Below are 21786 nucleotides of genomic sequence, written 5' to 3'. Positions count from 1 at the left end.
GCAATGGCACGCCGATCCAAGACCACCGTCACCCGCGTCGATCCGGCCGCGTTCGACCAGGCGGGCGCGCAGGTCTTCGAGAACCCGGTCAAGACCGAGATCGAGGACTCCTACCTGGAGTACGCGTACTCGGTCATCCACTCCCGCGCCCTGCCCGACGCGCGCGACGGCCTCAAGCCGGTGCACCGCCGGATCCTGTTCGCGATGAACGAGGCGGGCTACCGGCCCAGTCACGCGTACGTGAAGTCCTCGCGCGTGGTTGGCGACGTGATGGGCCGTTACCACCCGCACGGCGACACGGCGATCTACGACGCGATGGTGCGCCTCGCGCAGGACTTCTCGATGAACGCGCCGCTCATCGACGGGCACGGCAACTTCGGCAGCCCGGACGACGGCCCGGCGGCGAGCCGGTACACCGAGGCACGCATGTCGCCCGAGGCGATGCTGCTCGTGGGCGAGCTGGGCGAGGAGACGGTCGAGTTCCGGCCCAACTACGACGGATCCCTGCTGGAGCCGTCGGTGCTGCCGGCCGCCTACCCGAACCTGCTGGTCAACGGCACCTCGGGCATCGCGGTCGGCATGGCCACCAACATGATCCCGCACAACATGGGCGAGGTCATCGCGGCCGCCCGGTGGCTGATCAACCACCCGGGCGCCACGCTGGACAAGCTGATGGAGTTCGTCCCGGGCCCGGACCTGCCGACCGGCGGTCTGCTGCTCGGCCTGGACGAGGTGCGCAAGGCGTACGAGACGGGCCGCGGCGTGGTCCGCATGCGCGCCAAGGTCGAGATCGGCCCGCTCCCCGGCAGCCGCGGCCGCCAGGCCATCACCGTCACCGAGCTGCCCTACGGCGTCGGGCCGGAGAAGGTGATCGAGAAGATCACCGAGGAGGTCAACAAGTCCAAGCGGCTCACCGGGATCGCCGACGTCAAGGACCTCACCGACCGGGAGAACGGCACCCGCCTGGTCATCGAGTGCAAGGTCGGCGTCAACCCGCAGCCGCTGCTGGCCGACCTCTACCGGCTCACGCCGCTGGAGCAGTCGTTCGGCATCAACAACCTCGTGCTGGTCGACGGGCAGCCGCAGACCCTCGGGCTCAAGCAGCTGCTCGAGGTGTTCCTGGACCACCGCTACGACGTGGTGACCCGGCGCACCCGCTACCGGCGCCGCAAGCGCGAGGAGCGGCTGCACCTGGTCGAGGGCCTGCTCGTCGCGCTGCTGGACATCGACAAGGTGATCCGGCTGATCCGCAACAGCGACAACGCCGCGGAGGCCAAGGACGGCCTGATGAAGCGGTTCAAGCTGTCCGAGATCCAGGCGGCCTACATCCTCGACACGCCGCTGCGGCGGCTCACCAAGTACGACAAGCTCGAACTCGAGGACGAGCAGGAGCGGCTGCGCGCCGAGATCGCCGAGCTGACCAGGATCCTCGACGACGACCGGGAACTGAAGAAGGTCGTCTCCGCCGAGCTGGCGAAGATCGCGAAGGACTTCCCGACCGAGCGGCGCACCGCGCTGATCGACGGTGACCTCAAGGAGGTGCTGGCCGCGTCCAAGCCGGCCGGGCCGCTGGAGGTCGCCGACGACCCGTGCCAGGTGATCCTGTCGGCCACCGGCCTGGTCGCGCGCACGGCGGCGGAGTCGGAGGAGGCGCCGGAGGGCCGCCGCCGCCACGGGCGCGTGAAGCACGACGCGGTCGCGGCGATGGTGCACTCCACCGCGCGCGGGCAGATCCTGCTCGTCACCAGCCGCGGACGCGCGTTCAAGACGGATGTGCTGCCCCTGCCGGTGCTGCCCGAGCGGGCCGGCACGGTGTCGCTGCGGGGCGGGATGGCGGCGCGCGAGCTGGTGCCGCTGGACAAGGGCGAGAAGGTGGTCGGTCTCGCGCCGCTCGGCGAGCAGGCCGCCGGGTCACCGGGCCTCGCGCTCGGCACCCGGCAGGGTGTGGTGAAGGTGGTGGCACCGGACTGGCCGGTGCGCTCCGACGAGTTCGACGTCATCGGCCTCAAGGACGGGGACGAGGTGGTCGGCGCGGTGTGGCTCGCCGGCGGCGAGGAGACGCTGGCGTTCCTGTCCTCGGATGCGTCGTTGTTGCGGTTCCCGGCGTCGCTGGTGCGGCCGCAGGGTCTCAAGGGCGGCGGCATGGCGGGCATCAAGCTGGCCGGGGACGCCGAGGTGGTGTTCTTCGGCGCCGTCCGCACCGACGACGCCGGGCACGGCGAGCCGATGGTCGTGACGGCCACCGGGCAGAGCGTGAAGATGACGCCGTTCGCGGAGTACCCGGCGAAGGGCCGGGCGACCGGCGGCGTGCGTGCGCACCGGTTCCTGAAGGGCGAGACGCGGCTGACGGTCGGCTGGGTGGGCCCACGGCCGGCCGGTGCCGCGAAGAACGGCGACCCGGTGGAGCTGCCGGAACCGACCACCCGCCGCGACGCGTCCGGTGCGCCGCACCCGGGCCCGGACGTCGTCGGGCACCTCATCGAGCGTGGCTGAGGGGCGGCCGATGATCACCCGGGAAGGTCATCTCGGTCCGCGTGGCGGGCGCCGTGGTCCCGGCGCGGATCGTGGTGCACGTCGCGCCCGGAACGGGCTGGCCTGCGGCGTTGTCGCACCGCTCGGGCGGCCTACCGGTGCACAACCGTGGCGGAACCGCTCCGACCAGCTGAAAACCACAGGTTTCTCCGTCCAGGGCAGGGGCTAGTCTCGCATCATGTCCACATCGGCCAGCACGCGCCTGCAAGCCGAGCAGAAGTTGCAGCGCATCGGTCTCGTGAGCGACAGCGCGCTGGCCCACCTGGCCGCCGAGGACCTGCTGACCGAGCTGTTGGACCGGGTGCGCCAGGTCCTGCACACCGACACCGCGGCCGTGCTGCTGCTCGAACCGGGCGGGCGGGAGCTCCTCGCCGTCGCCGCGCGCGGCATCGAGACCGAGGTGGCGCAGGGCGTGCGGGTCCCGGTCGGCAAGGGTTTCGCGGGACAGGTCGTCGCGCGCCGTGAGCCGGTGCAGCTGCGGCGGGTCGACTCCACGACGGTGGTCAACCGGTTGCTGTGGGAGAAGGGCATCCAGACGCTGCTGGGCGTTCCGCTGTTGGTGGGCGGTGAGCCGCTGGGTGTGCTGCACGTCGGGACGCTGAGCAAGCGCGAGTTCACCCCGGAGGACGTCGAGCTGCTCCAGCTGGCCGCCGACCGGATCGCGCTGGCCGCGCACGCCCAGCGGTCGCAGGCCGAGCGGGCCGCGGCGGCCGAGCTGCAGCGCAGCCTGCTGCCGAGCAAGCTGCCGGTCGTCCCGGGGCTCGAGCTCGCCGCCCGCTACGTGCCCGGCGACCAGGGTGCGATCGCCGGTGACTGGTACGACGTGTTCCTGTTGCCGAACAACTGGCTCGGCGTGGTGATCGGTGACGTCGTCGGGCACGGCCTGCCGGCCGCGATCGTGATGGGCCGGATGCGCAGTGCGCTGCGGGCGTTCGCGCTGGAAGGCGGCGACCCGGCCGAGGTGCTCGTCAACCTCGACCGCAAGATGCAGCACTTCGAGCCGGGCATGATGGCGACCGTGCTCTACGCGGTGGTGGAGCCGAACTTCGAGCGGCTGCACGTGTCGTCGGCCGGTCACCTGGTGCCGGTCCAGGGCCGGGTCGGGGAACCGGCCCGGCTGCTGGACGTCGCCGTCGACCCGCCGATCGGGGCGTTGCGGGACGTGCGGCGCCGGGTGAGCGTGGTGGACATCCCGCCCGGCTCGGTCGTCTGCTTCTACACCGACGGCCTCGTCGAACGACGCGGTGTCCCGCTCGACGAGGGGCTCGACCGCCTGTGCGCGGCCGTGCGCCCGGTACCGGTCACCGATGTCTGCGCCGACGTGATGGGCGCGATGATCGGCGAGGACAACCCGGACGACGACGTCGCGCTGCTCGCCGTGCGCCGCCAGGACGGCAGCGAGGTCGGCCCGCTGGACCTCGCCGTGCCCGCGGTACCCGAGTCGCTGAAGGAGGTCCGCTCCGCGATGCGGCGGTGGCTGAACCTCATCGGGGCGAGCCCGGACGCCACGTCCGACCTGCTGGTCGCGGTCGGCGAGGCCACCTCGAACGCGGTCGAGCACGCCTACGGGCCGGCCGGCGGCGTGGTCCGCGTCCGGCTCGAACTGCACGGGTCCGATGTGATCGCTAGGGTGTGCGACGAGGGCCGCTGGCGGCCCCCGCGGGGCGAGAACCGCGGCCGGGGAACACTGTTGATGCACCGCTGTGGGGACGAGGTCCGCATCGACCATCGGCCCCAGGGGACGGAGGTCATGATTCGCCGGACGATCGTGGACGGGCAAGCGCAATGACCACGGCGACCATCGACGCGGAGAACGACGGCGGGCACGTGCTGCTGACGGTCCGCGGCGAGATCGACCTCGCCAACGCCGACCTCGTTCAGGAACAGGTTTTCTCCGCCATCGGCAACGACGCGTCCCACGTCTCGATCGACCTCACCGAGGTGACCTATCTGGACAGTTCCGGTCTGCGGGTGCTGTTCACGCTCGCCGGGCGGCTGAAGGTGCTGCAGATGGGTCTGGACCTGATCGTGGCACCCGAATCACCCGTGCGCCGGGTCCTGATGATGTCCGGCTTCGAGCCGTTGGCGAAGGTGCGTGAGCGGTGAGCGGTGTGGGTAGTCCCGGCACATGGTGAGTGTCGGCTATTTCCTGTCCAGCGAGGAGCACGGGCCCCGCGAGCTGGTGGAGCAGGCGAAGAAGGCGGAGCAGGCCGGGTTCGAGCGGTTGTGGATCTCCGACCACTTCCACCCGTGGACCGGCGAGCAGGGCAACAGCCCGTTCGTCTGGTCGGTGGTCGGTGCCCTGTCCCAGGCCGTGTCGCTGCCCATCACGACCGCGGTCACGTGCCCGACGGTGCGGATCCACCCGGCGATCATCGCGCAGGCCGCGGCGACGGCGGCCGTGCAGTGCGAGGGCCGGTTCGTCCTCGGTGTCGGTTCCGGGGAGGCGCTCAACGAGCACATCTTCGGCGACCCGTGGCCGCCCGGGTCGCGGCGGCTGGAGATGCTGGAGGAGGCCGTCGAGGTGATCCGCAAGCTGCACACCGGCGAGGAGATCACCCACTACGGCAAGCACTACACCGTCGAGCAGGCCCGCATCTACACGCTGCCGGAGCAGCCGGTGCCGATCTACGTGTCGGCGTTCGGGCCCAAGATCGCGCGCCGGATCGCGAAGATCGCGGACGGCTTCGCCACGGTGATGCCGGACGGCGAGCTGGTGCACTCCTACCGGGAGGCCGGTGGCCGCGGGCCGGTCCAGGGCGGGTTCAAGGTGTGCTGGGCCGACTCGGCCGACCAAGCCCGCGAGACGGCGCACCGGTTGTGGGCGAGCGACCTGCTGCCCGGCAGCCTCGGCCGGATCCTGCCCACCCCGCGCGACTTCGAGCAGGCCGTCCCGGTGGTCACGGAGGAGCAGGTCGCGGGCCAGATCCCGTGCGGCCCGGACGCCGACGCGCACGCGCAGGCGGTGCGCCAGTTCGCCGACGCCGGGTTCGACGAGGTGTACGTGTCGCAGATCGGGCCGGAGCAGGACAAGTTCTTCGACGCCTGGTCGTCGAAGGTGCTGCCTCAGCTCAAGGGCTGAGGGGCGGGCGGGCCGACGTAGCGCGCCGCCGGGCGGATGATCTTTCGACCCGGCGGCCTGTTCCAGCACGTTGGCGCACCAGCCGACGACCCGGCTGACCGCGAACGTCGGGGTGAACAGGGCGCGCGGCAGGCCGCACAGCGCCATTACGACCCCGGCGTAGAACTCGACGTTCGCGTACAGTTCGCGGCCCGGTTTCAGCTCGGCCAGGATCTCCACCACCCGCCGCTCGACGGTGGTGGCGAAGTCGACGAGGTCGCCGCCGAGGCCGAGCGCGATGTCCCGCAGCAGCACCGCACGCGGGTCCTGCGTCCGGTAAACGGCGTGCCCGAAGCCCATGATGCGGTCACCGGCGGCGATGCGGGCACGCACCCAGTCGTCGATGCGGTCCGGGGTGCCGATCTCGTCGAGGCTCGCCAGGGCGCGGTCGGGTGCGCCGCCGTGCAGCGGCCCGCTGAACGCGCCGAGCGCGGCGGCGACGGCCGACACCAGGTCCGCGCCGCAGGAGGCCACCACGCGTGCGGTGAAGGTCGAGGCGTTGAACCCGTGGTCCACGGTGGCGATCAGGTACTGCTCGATGGCCCGCGCGTGCTCGGCCGCCGGTTCCGCACCGGTCACGAGGTACAGCCAGTTGGCTGCCGCCCCGAGGTCGGCGCGCGGCTCGAGCGGATCCTGCCCGGAGCGGAGGCGGTGCAGCGCGGCCAGGATCGTCGGCGTCACCGCGCAGACGAGCATCGCGTCAGCCTTGCGGCGCTCCGGATCGGCGTCCCACAGCGGTGGCAGGTTCCGCGCCGCGGCGAGCACGGACAGGGCGGTGCGCAGCCCGGCCAGGGGGTGATCGCCGGCGCGGGCGACCAGCGGCAGGAGTTCGCGCACTTCCGCCGGCAGGATGCGCAGCGGTGCCAGTTCCTTGGCGAAGCGGGTGCGTTCCTCGGGTTCGGGGAGACGGCCCTCCAGGAACAGGAACCAGACGTCCTCGGAGGTCTTGGCCCGGGCCAGGTCGATGGCCGAGTACTGCCGGTAGTGGTAAAAGCCTTCGCGCCCGCGCACGTCTCCCAGCTCGGTGGTGGTGACGACGACGTTCCGCAGTCCGGCGGGCACGTCGATGAGTTCGGTCATAGCCTTACTGTCCTTATGTGGACGGAGTATTGTCAATATTGATTGAATCAATGTGAATCGGAGCAGAGTGAGCGACGAGGGCTTTCTGACCACGGCGGAGGTCGCGCGGCGCCTGGGCGTCAAGCCGGAGACCGTGTACGCATACGCGAGCCGAGGGCTGCTGACGAGTGTGAAACAGCCCGGGCGGCGCGGCAGCCTCTTCGCGGCCGCGGAAGTGGACCGGCTGGCCGGGCGTGGGCGCGAGCCGGGAGTCGTGGAGGGCGTCCGCACGCAGCTGACCCGGTTCGACGGTGACGAGGTGTACTACCGCGGGAAGCGGGTCGCCGAACTGGCGCCGCAGTGGTCGTTCGAGTCGGTCACGCACTTCCTGTGGACGGGTGAGCCGGGCGACCGCCCGCCGTTCCCGGAATCGCCGGAACTGGTCGGCCTGGTGCGGTCGGCCACCGGCGCGCTGCCCGCAACCGCGCGCCTGACCGATCACCTGCGGGTCGCGGTGGCCGTGCTGGGTGCGGCGGATCCGCTGCGGTTCGACCTCGCGCCAGGGGCGGTGCGCGCGGCGGGGGAGCGGCTGATCGGGGTACTGGCCGACGCGTTGCCGGGCCGCACGGGACGGGGAACGCTGGGGGCGCGGCTGTGGCCCAAGCTCACCGCGCGCCGGGCGCAGCCGGATCTCCTCGACGCCGCACTGGTCCTGCTCGCCGACCACGGGCTGGCGGTGTCCACAGTGGCCGCCCGGGTGGCGGCGAGCGCGCGAGCCAACGTGTACGCGGTGGTGTCGGCCGGGCTGGGCGCGCTGGACGGGCACTACCACGGTGGGGCGAGCACACTGGCGTACCGGTTCCTGGCGCAGGCGCGGGAGGACCCGGTGGGTGCGTTGTCCGAGCGGCTGCGGACCGCCGGCGGCGTCCCCGGGTTCGGGCACCGGATCTACCAGCGGCGCGACCCGCGGGCGGAGGCGCTACTGGCGCTGCTGCCGCCGGACCCCGTGGTGGCCGAGCTGGTGGAGCGGCTGTCCGGGCGCGCGGAGATGTTCTGCAACATCGACCTCGCGCTCGCCGCGATGATGCACGCGTTCGACATGCGCGCGGACGCCGGGGAGACGATCTTCGCGGTGGCCCGCACCGCGGGCTGGATCGCGCACGCGCTGGAGGAGTACGCCGAGCCGGGGCTGCGCTTCCGGGTGCCGGGCTGAGGCCCGGTCACCAGCCGGCGCCAGGCCCGCGGCGGCCAACCCGCGCACAGGAGCGGCGAACACGCCAGCGGGAGCGGCGAACACGCGCGCGGGAGCGGCGAACACGCCCGCGCGAACGGCAAACACGCCAGCGGGAGCGGCGAACACGCCGGTGTTCTCGCGTGTTTGCCGCTCGTGGCGGCGTGTTTGCTGGGCGGGGCGGTGTGTTGGCGGTTCCGGGGCGGTCGGGCGGGGGCGGCGGCTCAGTCGCCGAGGGTGATGGCGCGTGAGGCGAGGTGCAGGGCGAGACGGTCGTCCGGGCGGGACAGGTCCACCCCGAGGAGCTGTTCGATGCGGGCGATCCGTGCCGCGACCGTGTTGCGGTGCACGCCGAGCACGGCGGCGGTTTCGGCGATCGACGATTCCGCGTCCAGATAGGTGGCGAGGGTGCGCACCAGGTCACCGGGCGCACCGCGCAACGGTGCGACGAGGGCCCGTGCCGCCGGCTCGAACGTGTCCGTGCGTGTCCACTCCAGCAGCAGCTGCGCCATCCCGAGCTGGTCCACGTGCAGGAAGTGCCCCGATTCGGGCCGGGTCGCGGCCAGCCGGGCGGCGTCGGTGGCCTCGGCGACCGTCGCGGCGAGGCCGTCCGGCTGGGGATGCGGCCGGCCGACCCCGAGGTGTGAGCCGAGGGTGCGGCGCAGCGCCTTGTGCGCTGCGCGCAGCCGGGCCGCCAGCGTGCGGACGCGCTCGGCCGTCGGCTCCTGGTCGAACGTCACCCACCCGGTCCACCCGTCGCCGTGCTCGACGACCACGGCCTCGATCTGTTCCGCGCGCAGTGCGCGCACCACCTCGGTCGTCCGCGCCACGGTGTCCACACCGGACGGCACGCCGATGCGCAGTCCCACGTGCCAGCCGCCCAGCCGCCACCCGGCGTCGGCCGCGCGCCGCCGCAGGTCCGCGCCGGGCTCCGCGTCCAGCCGGAGCAGATCACCGAGCAGCGCCGTCCGCGACCGCGCGTCCCGCTCCAGCTCCAGCCGGTTCGCCAGCAGCCAGCGCTGCACCGCGCCGGCCGCGACCGCCAGCGCGGGCGGCACGACGTCCGCGCGCGCCGCGTGCGCCCCGGTCAGCTCGGCCGCCACCCACAGCACCGGACCGGCGAGCAGCGCGGGATGCGCGAGCAGGACACCGTCGTCGAGCTCGACGCGTTGCGGCACCGGTTCGGCCACCCGGAGCCGCCCGGCCGACGGCAGCTCCCCGGCCACCGGCTCGCCCCGGTCGTCCAGCAACGCCACCGGTGACCGCAGCAGCCCGCGCAGCGCCGTCACGACCTCCTCCGGCGACCGGGGCCGCTCGCCGAGCGCGCGATGCGTCGCCAGCACCAGGTTCGCCCGGTCCAGGTCGGGCGCGGCGAGCATGAGCCGGGCGTCGACCAGCAGGTCCAGTGGCCGGGCGGTGGTCACCAGCAGCGGCATCGCCAGCCGGTCGGCCAGCAGCCGGGTCGCGGTCTGCGGTTCGACCTCCGGCAGGAGCAGGCCGGCTGCGCCGCTGTCGGCGCCGCGCCGCAGCAGGGCGTCGATCTGCCAGTCCGTGCCGCGCAGTTCGCGGGCCAGCACCAGCAGCTCGCCGGGGCCCGGGCTGTCCGCGGCGTCCAGGGTCGCCCGGACCGTCTTGAGAGGACTGTCCAGCCCGGACTGTCCGGCGACGACCCGGACGTCGGCGGCCCACGACGGCAGGGCCAGCAGGCGGCGCAGGATCATGGTGCGAGCACCGGATCGCAGTCGATGCCGTAGGCGCGCGGCTCCAGCACCGGCAGCCGCCGCGGATCGGTCCAGAACGGCGCCGCGGCGAGCCGCAGCACGTCGACCTCGATCCCGGCGCGGATCGTGTCGCAGGACACCGGGACCCCGGTGCGGTGGTCGACGACGGCGAGCACGTCCGGCGTGGAGGCCACCGGCTGCCCGTCGCGCAGCGCGAGGAGGTACTCGTTCTCCATCTCCAGCCGCAGCAGCGCGCCGGTGCGGTGGTCGGTCAGCGTGGCGCTGCCGCGGCCGAACCCGGCGCTGCCGTGCCGCCCGGGGCCGATGTGCCGGGACACCTCCAGCACCCGGCCCATCGCCAGCACCTGCCCACCGGAGGCCGCGGCGAGCCGGTCCGGGTCCGGGCTCTCCCCGGCCGCGAGCACGCGCCGGCCGAGCTCCAGCGCCGCGCGCACACTGCCCATGACGGCGCACCCGGGCAGTTCACCGGCGGGCACCGGGGCGAACGCCATCGCCGCCCAGCCACCGGAACCGGCCACGAACGTGCGGGCGCCGCGTTCGATCGCCTCGTCCGATCCGGCCGCCAGCAGCAGCACCTGGCCGCCGGGCTCGGCGAGCGCGGCCGGGGCGAGACCGCGGCCGGTCGCGGCGATGGCGAGCTGGTTCAGCCGCGGCAGGCCGCGTCCGGACAGGTCGGCGTCGGCGCACGGCAGGCCCAGCTCGACGGCGGCCACCAGCGGCATCAGCCCGTTGAGGCCGCCGATCTCGATCGACATCAGGGCGCCGGCGCGGGCGCCGGTCCAGCGTTCGAGGGCCGCCACCGCGGTCGCGAACTCCGACCCGCTCGGCAGTTTTTCGGTGAACGCCGCGGTCGAGCCGGCGATGCCGACCGGCATGACCGGGGTCGCCGGGTCGAGTGCGGCGGGAACCTCGGGTTCGCGTCCGTGGATCACGTGCTGGCGCAACAGCGCCGCCGCCGTCATCGTGTCGCCGCCCCCGCCGGAGCCGAGCAGCGCGACACCCCGTTCGAGTGCGGGAACGTCCGCCGCGGTGATGCGCATGCCGGCCTTCGTGTGCTGAGCTGGAGGGCATGACCAGGGTAGACGATCCGGCGACCACTTCCCCGGAGCAGGCGCGCGCGGCGTTCCGCGCCGGGACCGTGGCGCCGACGTCGGGATGGGCTCCCGGCTTCACGCAGACCAACCTGATCGCCGTGCCGCGCGACTGGGCCTACGACGTGCTGCTGTTCTGCCAGCGCAACCCACGGCCGTGCCCGGTGCTCGACGTGACCGACCCGGGGGACACCTCGACGGTGCTCGCGCCGGGCGCCGACCTGAGCCGGGACCTGCCCCGGTACCGGGTGTGGCGGCACGGCGAGCTGGCCGAGGAGGTGGAGGACGTGCGCGGCCTGTGGCAGGAGAACCTGGTCGCGTTCTCGATCGGGTGCAGCTTCACGTTCGAGACCGGGCTGCGTGCCGCCGGCGTCCCGCTGCGGCACCTGGAGCAGGGCCGCAACGTGCCGATGTACGTGACGAACCGGCGGTGCCGCCCGGCCGGACGGCTGCACGGCCCGCTGGTCGTGTCGATGCGCCCGATCCCGGCCGGTTTGGTCGGCGAGGCCGTCGCGATCAGCGGCGCGATGCCGGCGGTGCACGGCGCACCGGTGCACGTCGGCGACCCCGGGGAGCTCGGGATCGTCGACCTGGGCCGCCCCGACTTCGGTGAACCGGTCGAGGCGGACCCCGGTGACGTGCCGGTGTTCTGGGCGTGCGGGGTCACGCCACAGGCGGCGCTGATGGCGTCGAAACCACCGTTCGCGATCACCCACTCGCCCGGCCACATGTTCATCACCGACCGCGCCGACAGCGAGTACCGCGTCCCGGTTCAGCGGAACGAGTAGCCGCCGTCCGGGTAGAGCGTCGAACCCGTGGTGAAGGTGGCGCCGAACAGGTAGAGCACCGCGTCGGCCACTTCGGACTCCAGGCCGACGCGGTGCAGCACCGTGTCCGACCGGTACTGCGCGAAGCTCGCCTCACGCACCTCGGCGGGCCGCTGCGACCACAGGTTCCCGTCGATCGTGCCCGGCGCGACGACGTTGACGCGCACCGGCGCCAGCTCCACCGCCAGCCCGCGGCCGAGCCCCTCGATCGCCGCGTTGCACGCGATGTACGCGGGCGCCGGGCCGGGTGGCCGGACGCTCGCCGCACCGGACATCAGCACCACCGACCCGTCCGGGGACAGTTTCGGCGCGGCGTGCTTCACGGCGTGGTACTGGCCCCAGAACTTCGTGACGAACGGGCTCGCCGCGTCCTCGTCGGACAGTTCGCGCATCGGCCCGGTGCGGTAGGACGCGCCGGGGGTGAACAGGTGGTCCACGCGCGGTACCGCGCCGAAGAACTCGGCGAGCGAGTCCTGGTCGGTGTTGTCGACCACGTGCCACTGCGCGCCGATCTTCTCGGCCGCGGCCGCCAGTGTCGACTCGGTGCGGCCGCCGAGGAACACGTGGGCGCCGGCGTCCGCCGCGCGGCGCGCCACCTCGAACCCGATCCCCGATCCGCCGCCGATGATCACCACGGTGCGCTCGGTCAGACTCACTGCAGTTCCTCCACGGGAGTGAATTCGTAGGACAGGCCGAACGCGGCCGGCCCGAAGGTGGCCAGCGCCTCGGGGGTGCGCATCAGCTGCGGGGTGGAGATCCCGGCCACCACGATCCGCTGGCCGTAGCGCAGCGTCTCCGTGGTGATCGGCTCGCCCGACTCCGACTCGAGCACGCAGATCAGGTCCGGTACCAGGCACCGCACCTCGCCGTCGACCAGTGCCAGCAGGTTCTCGTTCTGGAACAGCAGCTCCAGCTTGTGGTCGCCGTCGAACGAGGTCGCCTGCGCGCGACCGCGCGCGAAGCCCGCCTCGGTCCGGCGTTCCACGTCGGACACCTTGCCGCGGAAGAGGACGCGCAGGTGGCCGTACAGCGTCTCGCCCAGCGCCGTGCCCAGTTCCGCCACCGGGTCGAGGTTGCGTTCCCGCGCCTCCCGGATCGTGCGTCCCACGGTCAGCGCCAGCGACAACGTGCGCGGTACCGCGGTGCGCTTGACCTCGGCGCCGCTCATCGCGTACTCGGCGATGTGCGCCACCCCGCCGAGCCGGATCGTGATGCCGCGGGCCAGCCACTCCATCCGCCGGTTGTCGGTGCCGGTGTCGATCACCGTGGTTTCGCCGCGCTCCCCGCCGATGGCCATCGGCGACCCGGCCACGCCGTAGACGCCGAACGTCTCCATCTGGAGTTCCGGGAACGCGCGGCCCATCCCGTCCGCGTCGACCACCGGCAGGCCCAGCCGCGCGCCGACGACCAGCGGGATCATCGAGTTGATCCCGCCGCATTCGATCGGCATGGTCGCGATCGCCCGCCTGCCGAGGTGCTTCTCCAGGGTGCGCAGCGCCAGCACCGGTTCCGCGCCGCTGGGCAGCTTCTCGTGCACCACGGTCGGCGCGCCCATTTGCGCGGTCGGCACGACCAGGTCCTCGTCGCCGACCTCGGACGGGTCGAGGACGGTGACCGGCCCGTGCTCGCGGATCGCCTGCCGCACCAGCAGCCGCCCGACGTACGGGTCGCCGCCGCCACCGGTGCCGAGCACGGCTGCACCGCGCGCGAGGTCTTCGAGGTGGTCCTCGGTCAGCGTCCAGCTCACGCGAACACCCCGACGGGGTCGATGTCGTAGCCGAAGTAGCGCGGCCCGGCGAGTTCGATCCCGCCCGGCGTGTGCCAGCGCGGGTCGGCGGGCGCGGCGATCACCGTGACGCGCTGGCCGTAGCGCAGGCCCTCGGTGGTGACGGCCTCCCCGGATTCGCGGTCCAGGCAGCAGATCAGGTCCGGCACCGACGCCTCCGGGACGCCGTCGCGCTCGGCCACCAGGTGCTCGTTCTGGAACTTGAGCACCATTTCGCTGCCCGTGTCACCGTCCATTCCGGACAGCTTCGCCTCGCCGCGGGCGAACCCGGTCACCGTGCGCCGGGCGACGTCGACGACCTTGCCGCTGAACAGCGTCCGGCCGCCCAGCCGCTCGACCACGCGGGCGACCGGGTCGGCGTGCTCGGCCCGCGCCTGCCGCACCTGCGCGCCCAGCTCGGCGCACAGGCTCAGGGTGCCCGGCACCAGCGACTCGCGCGCCTGCGCACCGGACATCGCGTAGTTGCTGATCATCGCCGAGCAGCCCATGTCGACCGTCGCGGAGCGGGCCAGCCGCTCGGCCCAGTGGTTGTCCACGGTGTCCAGGACACCGCGGTTGCCCTTCTCGTCGGCGATGGACATCGGGGTCGCGCGGACGCCGTACAGCGTGGGCAGCACCATCTGCAGCTCGGGGAACGCGCGGCCCATCCCGTCCGCGTCCACCAGGGGCAGGCCCAGCTGCGCCGCCGCGACCACCGGGATGAGCGAGTTGACCCCGCCTGCCTCGGCGCACGCGATGTGCGTCAGTTCCTTGCCAAGGTAGGTGGCCAGGGTCCGGGCGGCGACCCCGACCTGCTCGGCCGAGGGCAGCTTTTCCACCATCACGGTGGGCGCGCCCATCATCGCGACGGGCAGGACCACCGCGTCGTCGCCGATCTCGTCCAGCGGCACCAGCGGCACCGGGCCGTGGTCGCGCACCGCGGCGGCGGCCAGCAGCCGGCCGATGTAGGGGTCGCCCCCGCCGCCGGTGCCGAGGATGGCCGCGCCGCGGGCGATGTCGTCCAGGTGGTCGATCGTGATCTCGTGCATCGTCACGCTCCCAGCTGCAGGTCGCCGACGGCCTTGACCCGGATGCGGGTGGCGTTGCCGGGCAGGTAGGGGATGGGCACCTCGTCGAAGTCGACGATCCCGACCGAGGCCGGGCTGGCCCCGGCGGCGACCGCGCGGTCCACGGCCTCCTGCTTGGCCTCCTCGACCACCGCTTCGCGGCGTCCCGGCTCGATCGCGTACACCCGGTCGACCTCGCCGCCGATCTGCGCGATGGCGGCCCCGATCGCGTTGGCCACCGCGTAGTTCTCCGGCCGGTGCACCGTTCCGGCGCCGGCCAGCTCGTCCGGCAGCAGCACCGAACCACCGCCCACCGCGACCACCGGCAGCGGCTCGGCCGAGGTGCGCATCCGCTCGACCACGTCGGCCACGTCCGCGGCGATCTTGTCCAGCGCGGCCCGCACCAGGTCGCGATCGAGGTGGGCGACCAGGCCCGGGTCCCCGATCTCGGCGCGGCCCGCGGCCACCGCGATGTCGGTCGCGGTGAGCGTGTCACCGCCGAAGACCAATGCCTTCGAGGTCAGCTCGTAGCCGACCGAGTCCGGGCCGACCGTGAGGTCACCCGCGCCGCCGCGGACCCGGCTGCCACCGCCGATGCCGATGGACAGCACGTCCGGCATGCGGAAGTTGGTGCGGATCCCGGCGACGCTGACGTCCGTGGTCGCCTCGCGCGGGAAACCCTGCCGCAGCACGCCGACGTCGCTGGTGGTGCCGCCGACGTCGACCACGGCGCAGGTGTCCAGACCGGACAGCACGGCGGCGCCGCGCATCGAGTTGGTCGGGCCGGACGCGAAGGTCGCCACCGGGTAGCGGCGGGCGAAGTCGACGTCCATCAGCGTGCCGTCGTTCTGGCTCAGGTACAGCGGAGCGGTGATGCCGGCACCGGACACGGACGCCGCGAGGCCGTCCACGATGTGCGCGGCCAGCTCACGCAGCGCCGCGTTGATGACCGTCGCGTTCTCCCGCTCCAGCAGGCCGATCCGCCCGATCTCGTGGGACAGCGAGATGGCCACGTCCGGCAGCTCGGCCGCGATGATCTCCGCGGCGCGGGCCTCGAACTCGGCGTTGACGGGGGAGAAGACCGAGGTGATCGCCACGCTGCGCACCCCGGCCTGCCCCATGTCCTCGGCCGCCTTGCGCAGCTCGCCCTCGTCGAGCTCGGCGATGTGGCGGCCGTCGAACTCGTGCCCGCCGTGCACCAGGTAGCTGCGCCCGGACACCGCGTCGACCAGCCGCTGCGGCCAGTCCACCATCGGCGGCAGCGACGCCCCGGCGGGCAGGCTGAGCCGCACCGCGGCGGTCGGCGCCAGGCGGTGCGCCTCCACCAGCGCGTTGATGAAGTGCGTGGTGCCGATCATCACGGCCTGCACCGCGGCCGGGTCGAACGCCCGCTGCTGCTGCAGGCCGTTGATCGCGGCGACGATGCCGGAGGTGACGTCCTCGGTGGTGCTGGTCTTGATCGAGGCGAGCACCTGGCGCCCGTCGAGCAGGACCGCGTCGGTGTTGGTGCCGCCGACGTCGATGCCGATGCGCACGAGAGGTTCCTTTCCTGGTTGTGCTAGGGAGCGGGGATGGGGTCGGCGTCGGCGGTGCGGCTGCGGCCGACACCGCGGATCAGCCCGAGCTTGCCGGCGACCACGTACAGCACGAACGCCACGACCAGCGAGTTGATGCTGGGCAGGCCCCAGTCGGCGAACTCGCCGATGAGCGCGGCGGCGACCCAGACCACGATCGTGGCGGGCACCCACAGCGGTGCGTCCTCGGGCACGGTGTCCTTGGCGCGCGCCGCTTCCAGGTCGCCGCGCCACTTCTTGACCACGAAGTACTCGGCCACCATGATCCCGGCGATCGGCGGGAACGCGACGCCGAGCACGGTGAGGAAGTCGGTGAACTTGCTCAGGATCCCGGCCGCCGCGAGGACACTGCCGGCCAGGCCGAGGAGTGCGGTGGCCAGGCCGCGGTGGGCCTTGCGCCCGGAGACGGTGCCGATGAAGTTCACGACCCCGAGCCCGGACGAGTACAGGTTCCAGTCGTTGATCTTGATGGTGCCGGCGATCACGATGAGCAACCCGACCCAGCCGACCGACGACGTGACGATCGTGGTGATCTCCGCGGAGGACACCGCGTGGGCCAGCAGGACACCGGCCATGCCGATGACGTACTCGCCGAGCGTGACGCCGACGAGGGTCTGCTTGACCACGTCGCCGGTGGTGCGGTTGAACCGGGTCATGTCCGGCGTGATCACCGCGCCCACGATGAACCCGCCGGCGACCAGGGTGGTGCCCTGCAGCAGGCTCAGCTGCGGCCCGGGCGGCGCCGACGCCACCAGCGCGCCGACGTCGTGCCTGGACAGCTCGGAGATGATCGACCAGCCGACCAGGATCAGGAACGCCGGCACGGTGAGGTAGGCCGTCCACGTCATCGAGTGGAAGCCGCGCACCACGATCGCGGTCACGACCAGGCCGAACACCAGCGCCCAGCCCCATTCCGGCAGGCCGCCGATCAGCGAGACCAGACCCTGCGCCGACACGGCGGACTGGATGCCGAACCAGCCGATGAGGCTGATCCCGATCGCGAGCCCGATCAGCGCCGAGCCGCCGCGGCCGAAACCGGTCCAGCGGGCGATCATCGACGTGGACAGGCCCTCGCGCATGCCGATCACGCCGACCAGGATCGTGATCAGTTCGAGGATGACCGCGCCCAGTGTGAACGCGAGGAACGCCTGCCAGAACCCCATGCCGAAGCCGATGGTGGCGCCGAGCAGGAACTGGGACAGTGCGGAGACCTGACCGAACCGTTGGACCGCGACCGACCACCAGGCGTAGCGGGCGCTGTCCGGGACCCTGGTCAGGGCGTAGTCGTCGACACCGACTGACGAGGCCATGCGACCTCCTTTATCCGGAGAAGATGCGGTTCACAGCACCGTAAACAGCGCCAACGCCCCGGTCACTGTGCGAGGTGCACAGTCTTGCCGCCTCACCTGTGCACCTCGGCCGGTCAGAGCTCGCGGACCGCATCCAGAAGTCGATCGACCTCGCCGGCCGTCGTGTACGGCGCGATCCCGGCGCGCACCGCACCGGTGTCGCCCAGCCCCAGGTGGCGGGAGCATTCCAAGGCGTAGAAGCTGCTCGCGGGCGCGTTCACGCCGCGCGCGGCGAGCCGCTCGTACACCACCTGCGAGGGCACGCCCGCGACCGAGAACAGCACGGTCGGGGTGCGGTGCCGGCCGGGAGAGCCGTACCGGGTCACGCCCGGGATCCGCGCGAGCCCGCTGTCGAGCCGGTCGAGCAGGGCCTGTTCGTGCTCCTCCAGCTCGGTCAGCGACCGCAGCAGCCGCTCCCGGCGAGTGCCCTCGCCGGGGACGAGGTTCGCCAGGAACTCGATCGCGGCGGTGGTTCCGGCGAGCAGCTCGTAGGGCAGGGTGCCCAGCTCGAACCGCTCGGGCACCGCGTTCGTCGACGGCGCCAGCTTGTCCGGGTGCAGGGTTGCCAGCAGCTCGGGCGAAGCGGCGACCAGGCCGAGGTGCGGGCCGCAGAACTTGTACGGGGAGCAGCCGTAGAAGTCCGCGCCGAGGGCGGTGACGTCCACCGGCGCGTGCGGGGTCAGGTGCACACCGTCGACGTAGAGCAGCGCGTCCGCCTCGTGCACCGCGGCGGCGATCGCCGGGATGTCCGGGCGGGTACCGAGCAGGTTCGACGCGGCGGTGACCGCGACCAGCCGCGTGCGGTCCGACAGCAGGCCGCGGACCGCCTCGACGGCGAGTTCACCGGACGCCGGGTCGAAGTCCGCCCACCGCACGGTCACCCCACGGCTCTGGGCGGCCTGGACCCACGGCCGGATGTTCGCGTCGTGGTCGAGGCGGGTCACCACCACCTCGTCGCCGGCCCGCCACGTCTTCGCCAGCGTGCGCGAGAAGTCGTAGGTCAGCTGCGTCATGCTGCGCCCGAAGACGATGCCGCCCGGCTGCGCGCCGAGCAGGTCGGCGGCGGCCTGGCGCGCCTCGGCGACGATGCGGTCGGCGCGGCGTTCGGCGGCGGTGATCGAGCCGCGGTTGGCGATCGCCGCGCACAGGGTCGCCGCGACCGCTTCGCCGACCACGTCGGGCACCTGGGTTCCACCCGGGCCGTCGAAGTGCGCGGCGCCCTCGTCGAGCGCGGGGAAGTGTGTGCGGACGGAGGTCACGTCGTAGGTCACGTGGCCCAGCATGCCTCAGGAAGCGGCGAAGGTGCGGCGGTAATCGTGCGGGGACACCCCGACCACCCGGTGGAAGTGGTGCCGGAGCAGGGCTCCCGTGCCGAACCCGCACTCGCGGGCGATCTCCTCGATGCCCAGCCGGCTGGTTTCCAGCAGGGTGCGGGCGTGCAGGACGCGCTGCGTGGTCAGCCATTTGACCGGTGTGGTGCCGGTCGCCGCCGCGAACCGGCGCGCGAACGTGCGCTCGGACATCTGCGCGCGCCGGGCCAGCTCCGGCACGCTGTGCTCGTCGGCGAGGTGCTCGATCATCCACGCCAGCACCGGTTCCAGACTGTCCGCTGTGGACTCCGGGATCGGCAGGTCGATGAACTGGCGCTGGCCGCCGTCCCGCTGCGGCGGCACCACCATGCGGCGGGCGATCGCGGTGGCCGGCGCGGAGCCGAGTTCCCGGCGGACGAGGTGCAGGCAGGCGTCGATGCCCGCGGCCGTGCCGGCGCTGGTGATGATGTCGCCGTCGTCGACGAACAGCACGTCCGGGTCGAGGTACGCCTCGGGGAAGCGTTGCTTGAAGTCGTCGATGTGCTTCCAGTGCGTGGTGCACGGCCGGCCGTCGAGCAGGCCGGTGGCGCCGAGCAGGAACGCCCCGCTGCACACGGTCAGGATGGTGGCGCCGTTCGCGTGCGCCTTCCGGATCGCGTCGAGCACCACCTCCGGGTACTCGTCGCGGACGATGGCCGCCGGGATGGCGACCAGGTCGGCGCCGTCGAGCGCGTCCAGTCCGTGTTCGGGGATCAGCTGGACGCCGACGCTGGCCTGGATCGGCTCACCGGCGCGTTCGCCGCACACGCGGAACTCGAACGGTGGCACGCCATCGTCGGTCCGGTCGATGCCGAACACTTCGCAGACGACGCCGAACTCGAAGACGGCGGAACGGTCCACCAGCACGCTGGCCACGGTGCGGAGCATGCCTCAGGGTAGCTGGCGGGATTTTGTCGAACAAGGGCTGTTCTGCCACTTCTGGCAGTTTCTTCGGCAGCGAATAATTCTTGCCATGACCGCTTTGCTGATGTTCGTCCTGCTCATCGCCCTCGTCGTGGCCGGTCTCAACCGCACGCACCGCCGCCAGGGGTCGCCGCGGATGTCCGGCAGCTTCGACGTCGAGGACCGCGACGCGCCGCGGATCCACGCCGAAGCGACGGCCTGGCGCCACGAGGTCCGGCCCGCGCCGCAGACCTTGACCGGCCCGCGTCCCAGCCCCCGCCTCCACCGCACGTAGCCGGCCCGGTCGTCGTCCACTGTGGAAGAAGCGGGTGACGGTCTCCCCGATCGGGTGAACCCCTTGGCGGTCGGCCTGTCTTTTTGTCGGTGCCGGGCGGCATAGTCGATCGCACAGCGACCCGATTCCGAGGGGGAGACGATGGGCGGACTGTGCGACCGGCGGGGTGGTCACCTGCGCCACGTGTGCGAGATCATCGGCGTGCACGGCTGGGCGGTGATGTCGTTCGAGGGCAACGGTTCGCGGCCGCCGTGGGCCTACACGGTGGGGCTGACGGCACGGGGCAGACCGGAGCTGGTCGTCACCGCGATGGCGCCGCTGCCGGCGCGTGACGTGCTGAACGACGTGGCCGCGCACCTGCTGCGCACCGGCGAGCCGGACCTCTCGCCGGGGGAGCGCCTGCCCGGCCCGGGCAACCTGCTGCTGGAGGCGGTCGCGGTGGCGGTGCCGCCGGTCCACCTGCGCACCGCGGCCGACCTGTTCGGACTGGAGATCCGCGCGACACAACTCGTCCACGCCGATGCACGGGGCCGATGGCCGTGGTGCCCCGGCTGGCACGGCCCGGGCGGGCGTCAGCCGGTCCTCGGCCCGCGCGCCGGTGCGGTGGTGGCGGAGGCCGTGGTCCCACCGTGGCCCTAGCCCGGCGGCCCGATCGCGCCAGGCGGGATCACGAGGGCGGACATCCGTCACCGATCGTGGCCCGCGGTCACGTGTGAAGTCCGCGCGGCCGGGACACCATGTGGTGGACACGGGCCGCGACGACGGGAGGACACCGATGGCCACCATGCTGGCCGGCCGGCTGGAGATCGGTTCGCGCACGTTCGGCGTGACGGAGGTGCCGGTACCCGAACCGGGCCCCGGGCAAGTCCGGATCAAGGTCCGTGCGGCCGGGGTGTGCCTGTCGGACGTGCACCTGATCGACGGCAGCCTCACCCCGCTCTTCCTCGACGCTCCCGAGGTGACCCTCGGCCACGAGGTGGCGGGCGAGATCGACGCGATCGGGCCGGACGTGCCGAGCCGATGGCAGGAGGGGCAGCGCGTGGCGATCGAGGCGGGCGAGCGGTGCGGCCAGTGCCCGAACTGCGTCCGGTTCCGCGACCCGTGCCTCCAGGTGCGGACGCGGGGCGTGGACTACGACGGCGGGTGGGCCGAATACGCCCTCGCGAGCCAGCACACCCTGATCCCGATCCCGGACGACCTGCCGTTCGTGCAGGCGGCGATCGTGCCGGACGCGGTGTCCACGCCGTGGGGTGCGATCACCGGCACCGGGCAGGCCCAGCCCGCGCGGCCGGCGGGCGTCTGGGGCGCCGGCGGGCTCGGGGCGCACGCGGTCCAGCTGCTCAGGCTGGTCGGCGCGGCGCCGATCGTGGCGGTCGATCCGCTGGAGGCGGCGCGGAAGCGGGCGCTGGAGTTCGGTGCCGACCTGGTCCTGGACCCGGAGGAGCCGACGCTTCGCGAGCAGGTCCTCGCCGTCACGGGGGGAGCCGGGCTGGACGTGGCCTTCGACATGGCCGGGGTGCCGTCCGTGCGCGAGCAGGCGGTGAGCTGCCTCGGTCTCGGCGGGCGTCTGGTGCTCGTCGGGCTGACCGCGAAACCGCTGACCATCACCGACGGCGTCGGGTTCAGCTACCGCGGTCAGCGCCTGCTCGGCCACTACGGGTCCCAGCCCGGCGCGGTCGAGCAGCTCATCGAGCTGGCCCGCTACCACCGCGTCGAGTGGAGCCGCTCGATCAGTGGCACCTTCCCGCTCGCCGACGCCGTCACGGCGGTGGAGCACCTGGAACGGAAGGAGGGCAACCCGATCCGCCTGGTCCTGGTGCCCTGAGCCGGCGGGCAGCGCGCCGCCGTGCACGGCGGGTGGTGCTGGGGCACGCTGGGGGA

The 21786-nt window shown here is 72.8% G+C and carries 18 protein-coding genes and 1 pseudogene; 9 read left to right on the top strand and 10 right to left on the bottom strand.

The genetic code is table 11. The features are described from left to right. Nucleotides 1–3: 3 nt before the first annotated feature. The 4 genes from FHX46_RS23365 to FHX46_RS23350 all read left to right on the top strand — a co-directional run bounded on the left by FHX46_RS23365 (nucleotide 4) and on the right by FHX46_RS23350 (nucleotide 5614). Nucleotides 4–2493, top strand: a complete 2490-nt coding sequence (locus FHX46_RS23365) for a DNA gyrase/topoisomerase IV subunit A (protein WP_167118958.1) — start codon at nucleotides 4–6, stop codon at nucleotides 2491–2493. 217 nt (nucleotides 2494–2710) lie between these two features. Then, complete coding sequence (locus tag FHX46_RS23360) at nucleotides 2711–4321, top strand: ATP-binding SpoIIE family protein phosphatase (protein WP_167118955.1); 1611 nt, start codon at nucleotides 2711–2713, stop codon at nucleotides 4319–4321. Further along, nucleotides 4318–4638: an STAS domain-containing protein gene (locus tag FHX46_RS23355; RefSeq protein WP_167118952.1), complete on the top strand. Its 321-nt coding sequence runs from the start codon at nucleotides 4318–4320 to the stop codon at nucleotides 4636–4638. Before FHX46_RS23360 ends, FHX46_RS23355 begins: the two co-directional genes overlap by 4 nt. A gap of 22 nt (nucleotides 4639–4660) precedes the next feature. Then, entirely contained in the window at nucleotides 4661–5614 is a 954-nt protein-coding gene (locus FHX46_RS23350; RefSeq protein WP_167118950.1) for a TIGR03557 family F420-dependent LLM class oxidoreductase, read from the top strand. A 102-nt stretch (nucleotides 5615–5716) separates the two neighbouring features. Here FHX46_RS23350 and FHX46_RS23345 read toward each other — a convergent pair. Continuing rightward, nucleotides 5717–6733, bottom strand: a pseudogene (locus FHX46_RS23345) (citrate/2-methylcitrate synthase); the annotation flags it as partial. A gap of 67 nt (nucleotides 6734–6800) precedes the next feature. Between FHX46_RS23345 and FHX46_RS23340 the strand changes: the two are divergent. Next, entirely contained in the window at nucleotides 6801–7925 is a 1125-nt protein-coding gene (locus FHX46_RS23340; RefSeq protein WP_167118947.1) for a citrate synthase, read from the top strand. A 242-nt stretch (nucleotides 7926–8167) separates the two neighbouring features. Here the strand turns inward: FHX46_RS23340 and FHX46_RS23335 are convergent, their stop codons facing one another. Then, entirely contained in the window at nucleotides 8168–9664 is a 1497-nt protein-coding gene (locus tag FHX46_RS23335; protein ID WP_167118943.1) for a helix-turn-helix domain-containing protein, read from the bottom strand. Further along, nucleotides 9661–10725 carry a DUF917 domain-containing protein gene (locus FHX46_RS23330; protein WP_167118939.1) on the bottom strand — a complete coding sequence of 355 codons (1065 nt, stop codon included), beginning with the start codon at nucleotides 10723–10725 and terminating at the stop codon, nucleotides 9661–9663. Before FHX46_RS23330 ends, FHX46_RS23335 begins: the two co-directional genes overlap by 4 nt. 29 nt (nucleotides 10726–10754) lie before the next feature. Here FHX46_RS23330 and FHX46_RS23325 point away from each other — a divergent pair, with 29 nt between their 5' ends. Further along, nucleotides 10755–11564: a putative hydro-lyase gene (locus FHX46_RS23325; protein WP_167118937.1), complete on the top strand. Its 810-nt coding sequence runs from the start codon at nucleotides 10755–10757 to the stop codon at nucleotides 11562–11564. Here the strand turns inward: FHX46_RS23325 and FHX46_RS23320 are convergent. The 7 genes from FHX46_RS23320 to FHX46_RS23290 form a co-directional block, all read right to left on the bottom strand. Beyond that, nucleotides 11549–12259, bottom strand: a complete 711-nt coding sequence (locus FHX46_RS23320; protein ID WP_167118934.1) for an SDR family oxidoreductase — start codon at nucleotides 12257–12259, stop codon at nucleotides 11549–11551. The genes FHX46_RS23325 and FHX46_RS23320 overlap by 16 nt on opposite strands. Beyond that, nucleotides 12256–13350 (bottom strand): DUF917 domain-containing protein, encoded by a 1095-nt coding sequence (locus FHX46_RS23315; protein WP_167118931.1) that lies wholly within the window; start codon nucleotides 13348–13350, stop codon nucleotides 12256–12258. The genes FHX46_RS23320 and FHX46_RS23315 overlap by 4 nt, the downstream gene beginning before the upstream one ends. Then, nucleotides 13347–14423 (bottom strand): DUF917 domain-containing protein, encoded by a 1077-nt coding sequence (locus FHX46_RS23310; protein WP_167118928.1) that lies wholly within the window; start codon nucleotides 14421–14423, stop codon nucleotides 13347–13349. Before FHX46_RS23310 ends, FHX46_RS23315 begins: the two co-directional genes overlap by 4 nt. Beyond that, nucleotides 14420–15970: a hydantoinase/oxoprolinase N-terminal domain-containing protein gene (locus tag FHX46_RS29075; RefSeq protein WP_167118925.1), complete on the bottom strand. Its 1551-nt coding sequence runs from the start codon at nucleotides 15968–15970 to the stop codon at nucleotides 14420–14422. The genes FHX46_RS23310 and FHX46_RS29075 overlap by 4 nt, the downstream gene beginning before the upstream one ends. 23 nt (nucleotides 15971–15993) lie before the next feature. Next, entirely contained in the window at nucleotides 15994–17319 is a 1326-nt protein-coding gene (locus tag FHX46_RS23300; protein ID WP_167118922.1) for a purine-cytosine permease family protein, read from the bottom strand. A gap of 113 nt (nucleotides 17320–17432) precedes the next feature. Continuing rightward, nucleotides 17433–18629, bottom strand: a complete 1197-nt coding sequence (locus FHX46_RS23295) for a cysteine desulfurase-like protein (RefSeq protein ID WP_167118919.1) — start codon at nucleotides 18627–18629, stop codon at nucleotides 17433–17435. A 15-nt stretch (nucleotides 18630–18644) separates the two neighbouring features. Beyond that, a complete protein-coding gene (locus FHX46_RS23290) occupies nucleotides 18645–19595 on the bottom strand; it encodes a GlxA family transcriptional regulator (protein WP_167118916.1) in 951 nt (316 codons plus the stop codon). A gap of 85 nt (nucleotides 19596–19680) precedes the next feature. Between FHX46_RS23290 and FHX46_RS23285 the strand changes: the two genes are divergently transcribed. From FHX46_RS23285 to FHX46_RS23275, 3 genes are all read left to right on the top strand, one after another. Continuing rightward, entirely contained in the window at nucleotides 19681–19905 is a 225-nt protein-coding gene (locus FHX46_RS23285; protein ID WP_167109613.1) for a hypothetical protein, read from the top strand. Between the two features lie 141 nt (nucleotides 19906–20046). Continuing rightward, on the top strand, nucleotides 20047–20544 hold the full coding sequence (locus FHX46_RS23280) for a DUF4262 domain-containing protein (RefSeq protein ID WP_167118912.1): 498 nt from the start codon (nucleotides 20047–20049) through the stop codon (nucleotides 20542–20544). 136 nt (nucleotides 20545–20680) lie between these two features. Then, the gene (locus FHX46_RS23275) at nucleotides 20681–21730 is read left to right on the top strand and encodes a zinc-binding dehydrogenase (protein WP_167118909.1); all 1050 of its coding nucleotides are present in this window, start codon (nucleotides 20681–20683) and stop codon (nucleotides 21728–21730) included. Nucleotides 21731–21786: the final 56 nt, after the last annotated feature.

The organism is Amycolatopsis viridis, from assembly GCF_011758765.1.
Taxonomy (GTDB): domain Bacteria; phylum Actinomycetota; class Actinomycetes; order Mycobacteriales; family Pseudonocardiaceae; genus Amycolatopsis_E; species Amycolatopsis_E viridis.
The sequence above is the reverse complement of the archived record's forward strand: the minus strand, read 5'-3'. Positions and strand labels throughout refer to the sequence as shown.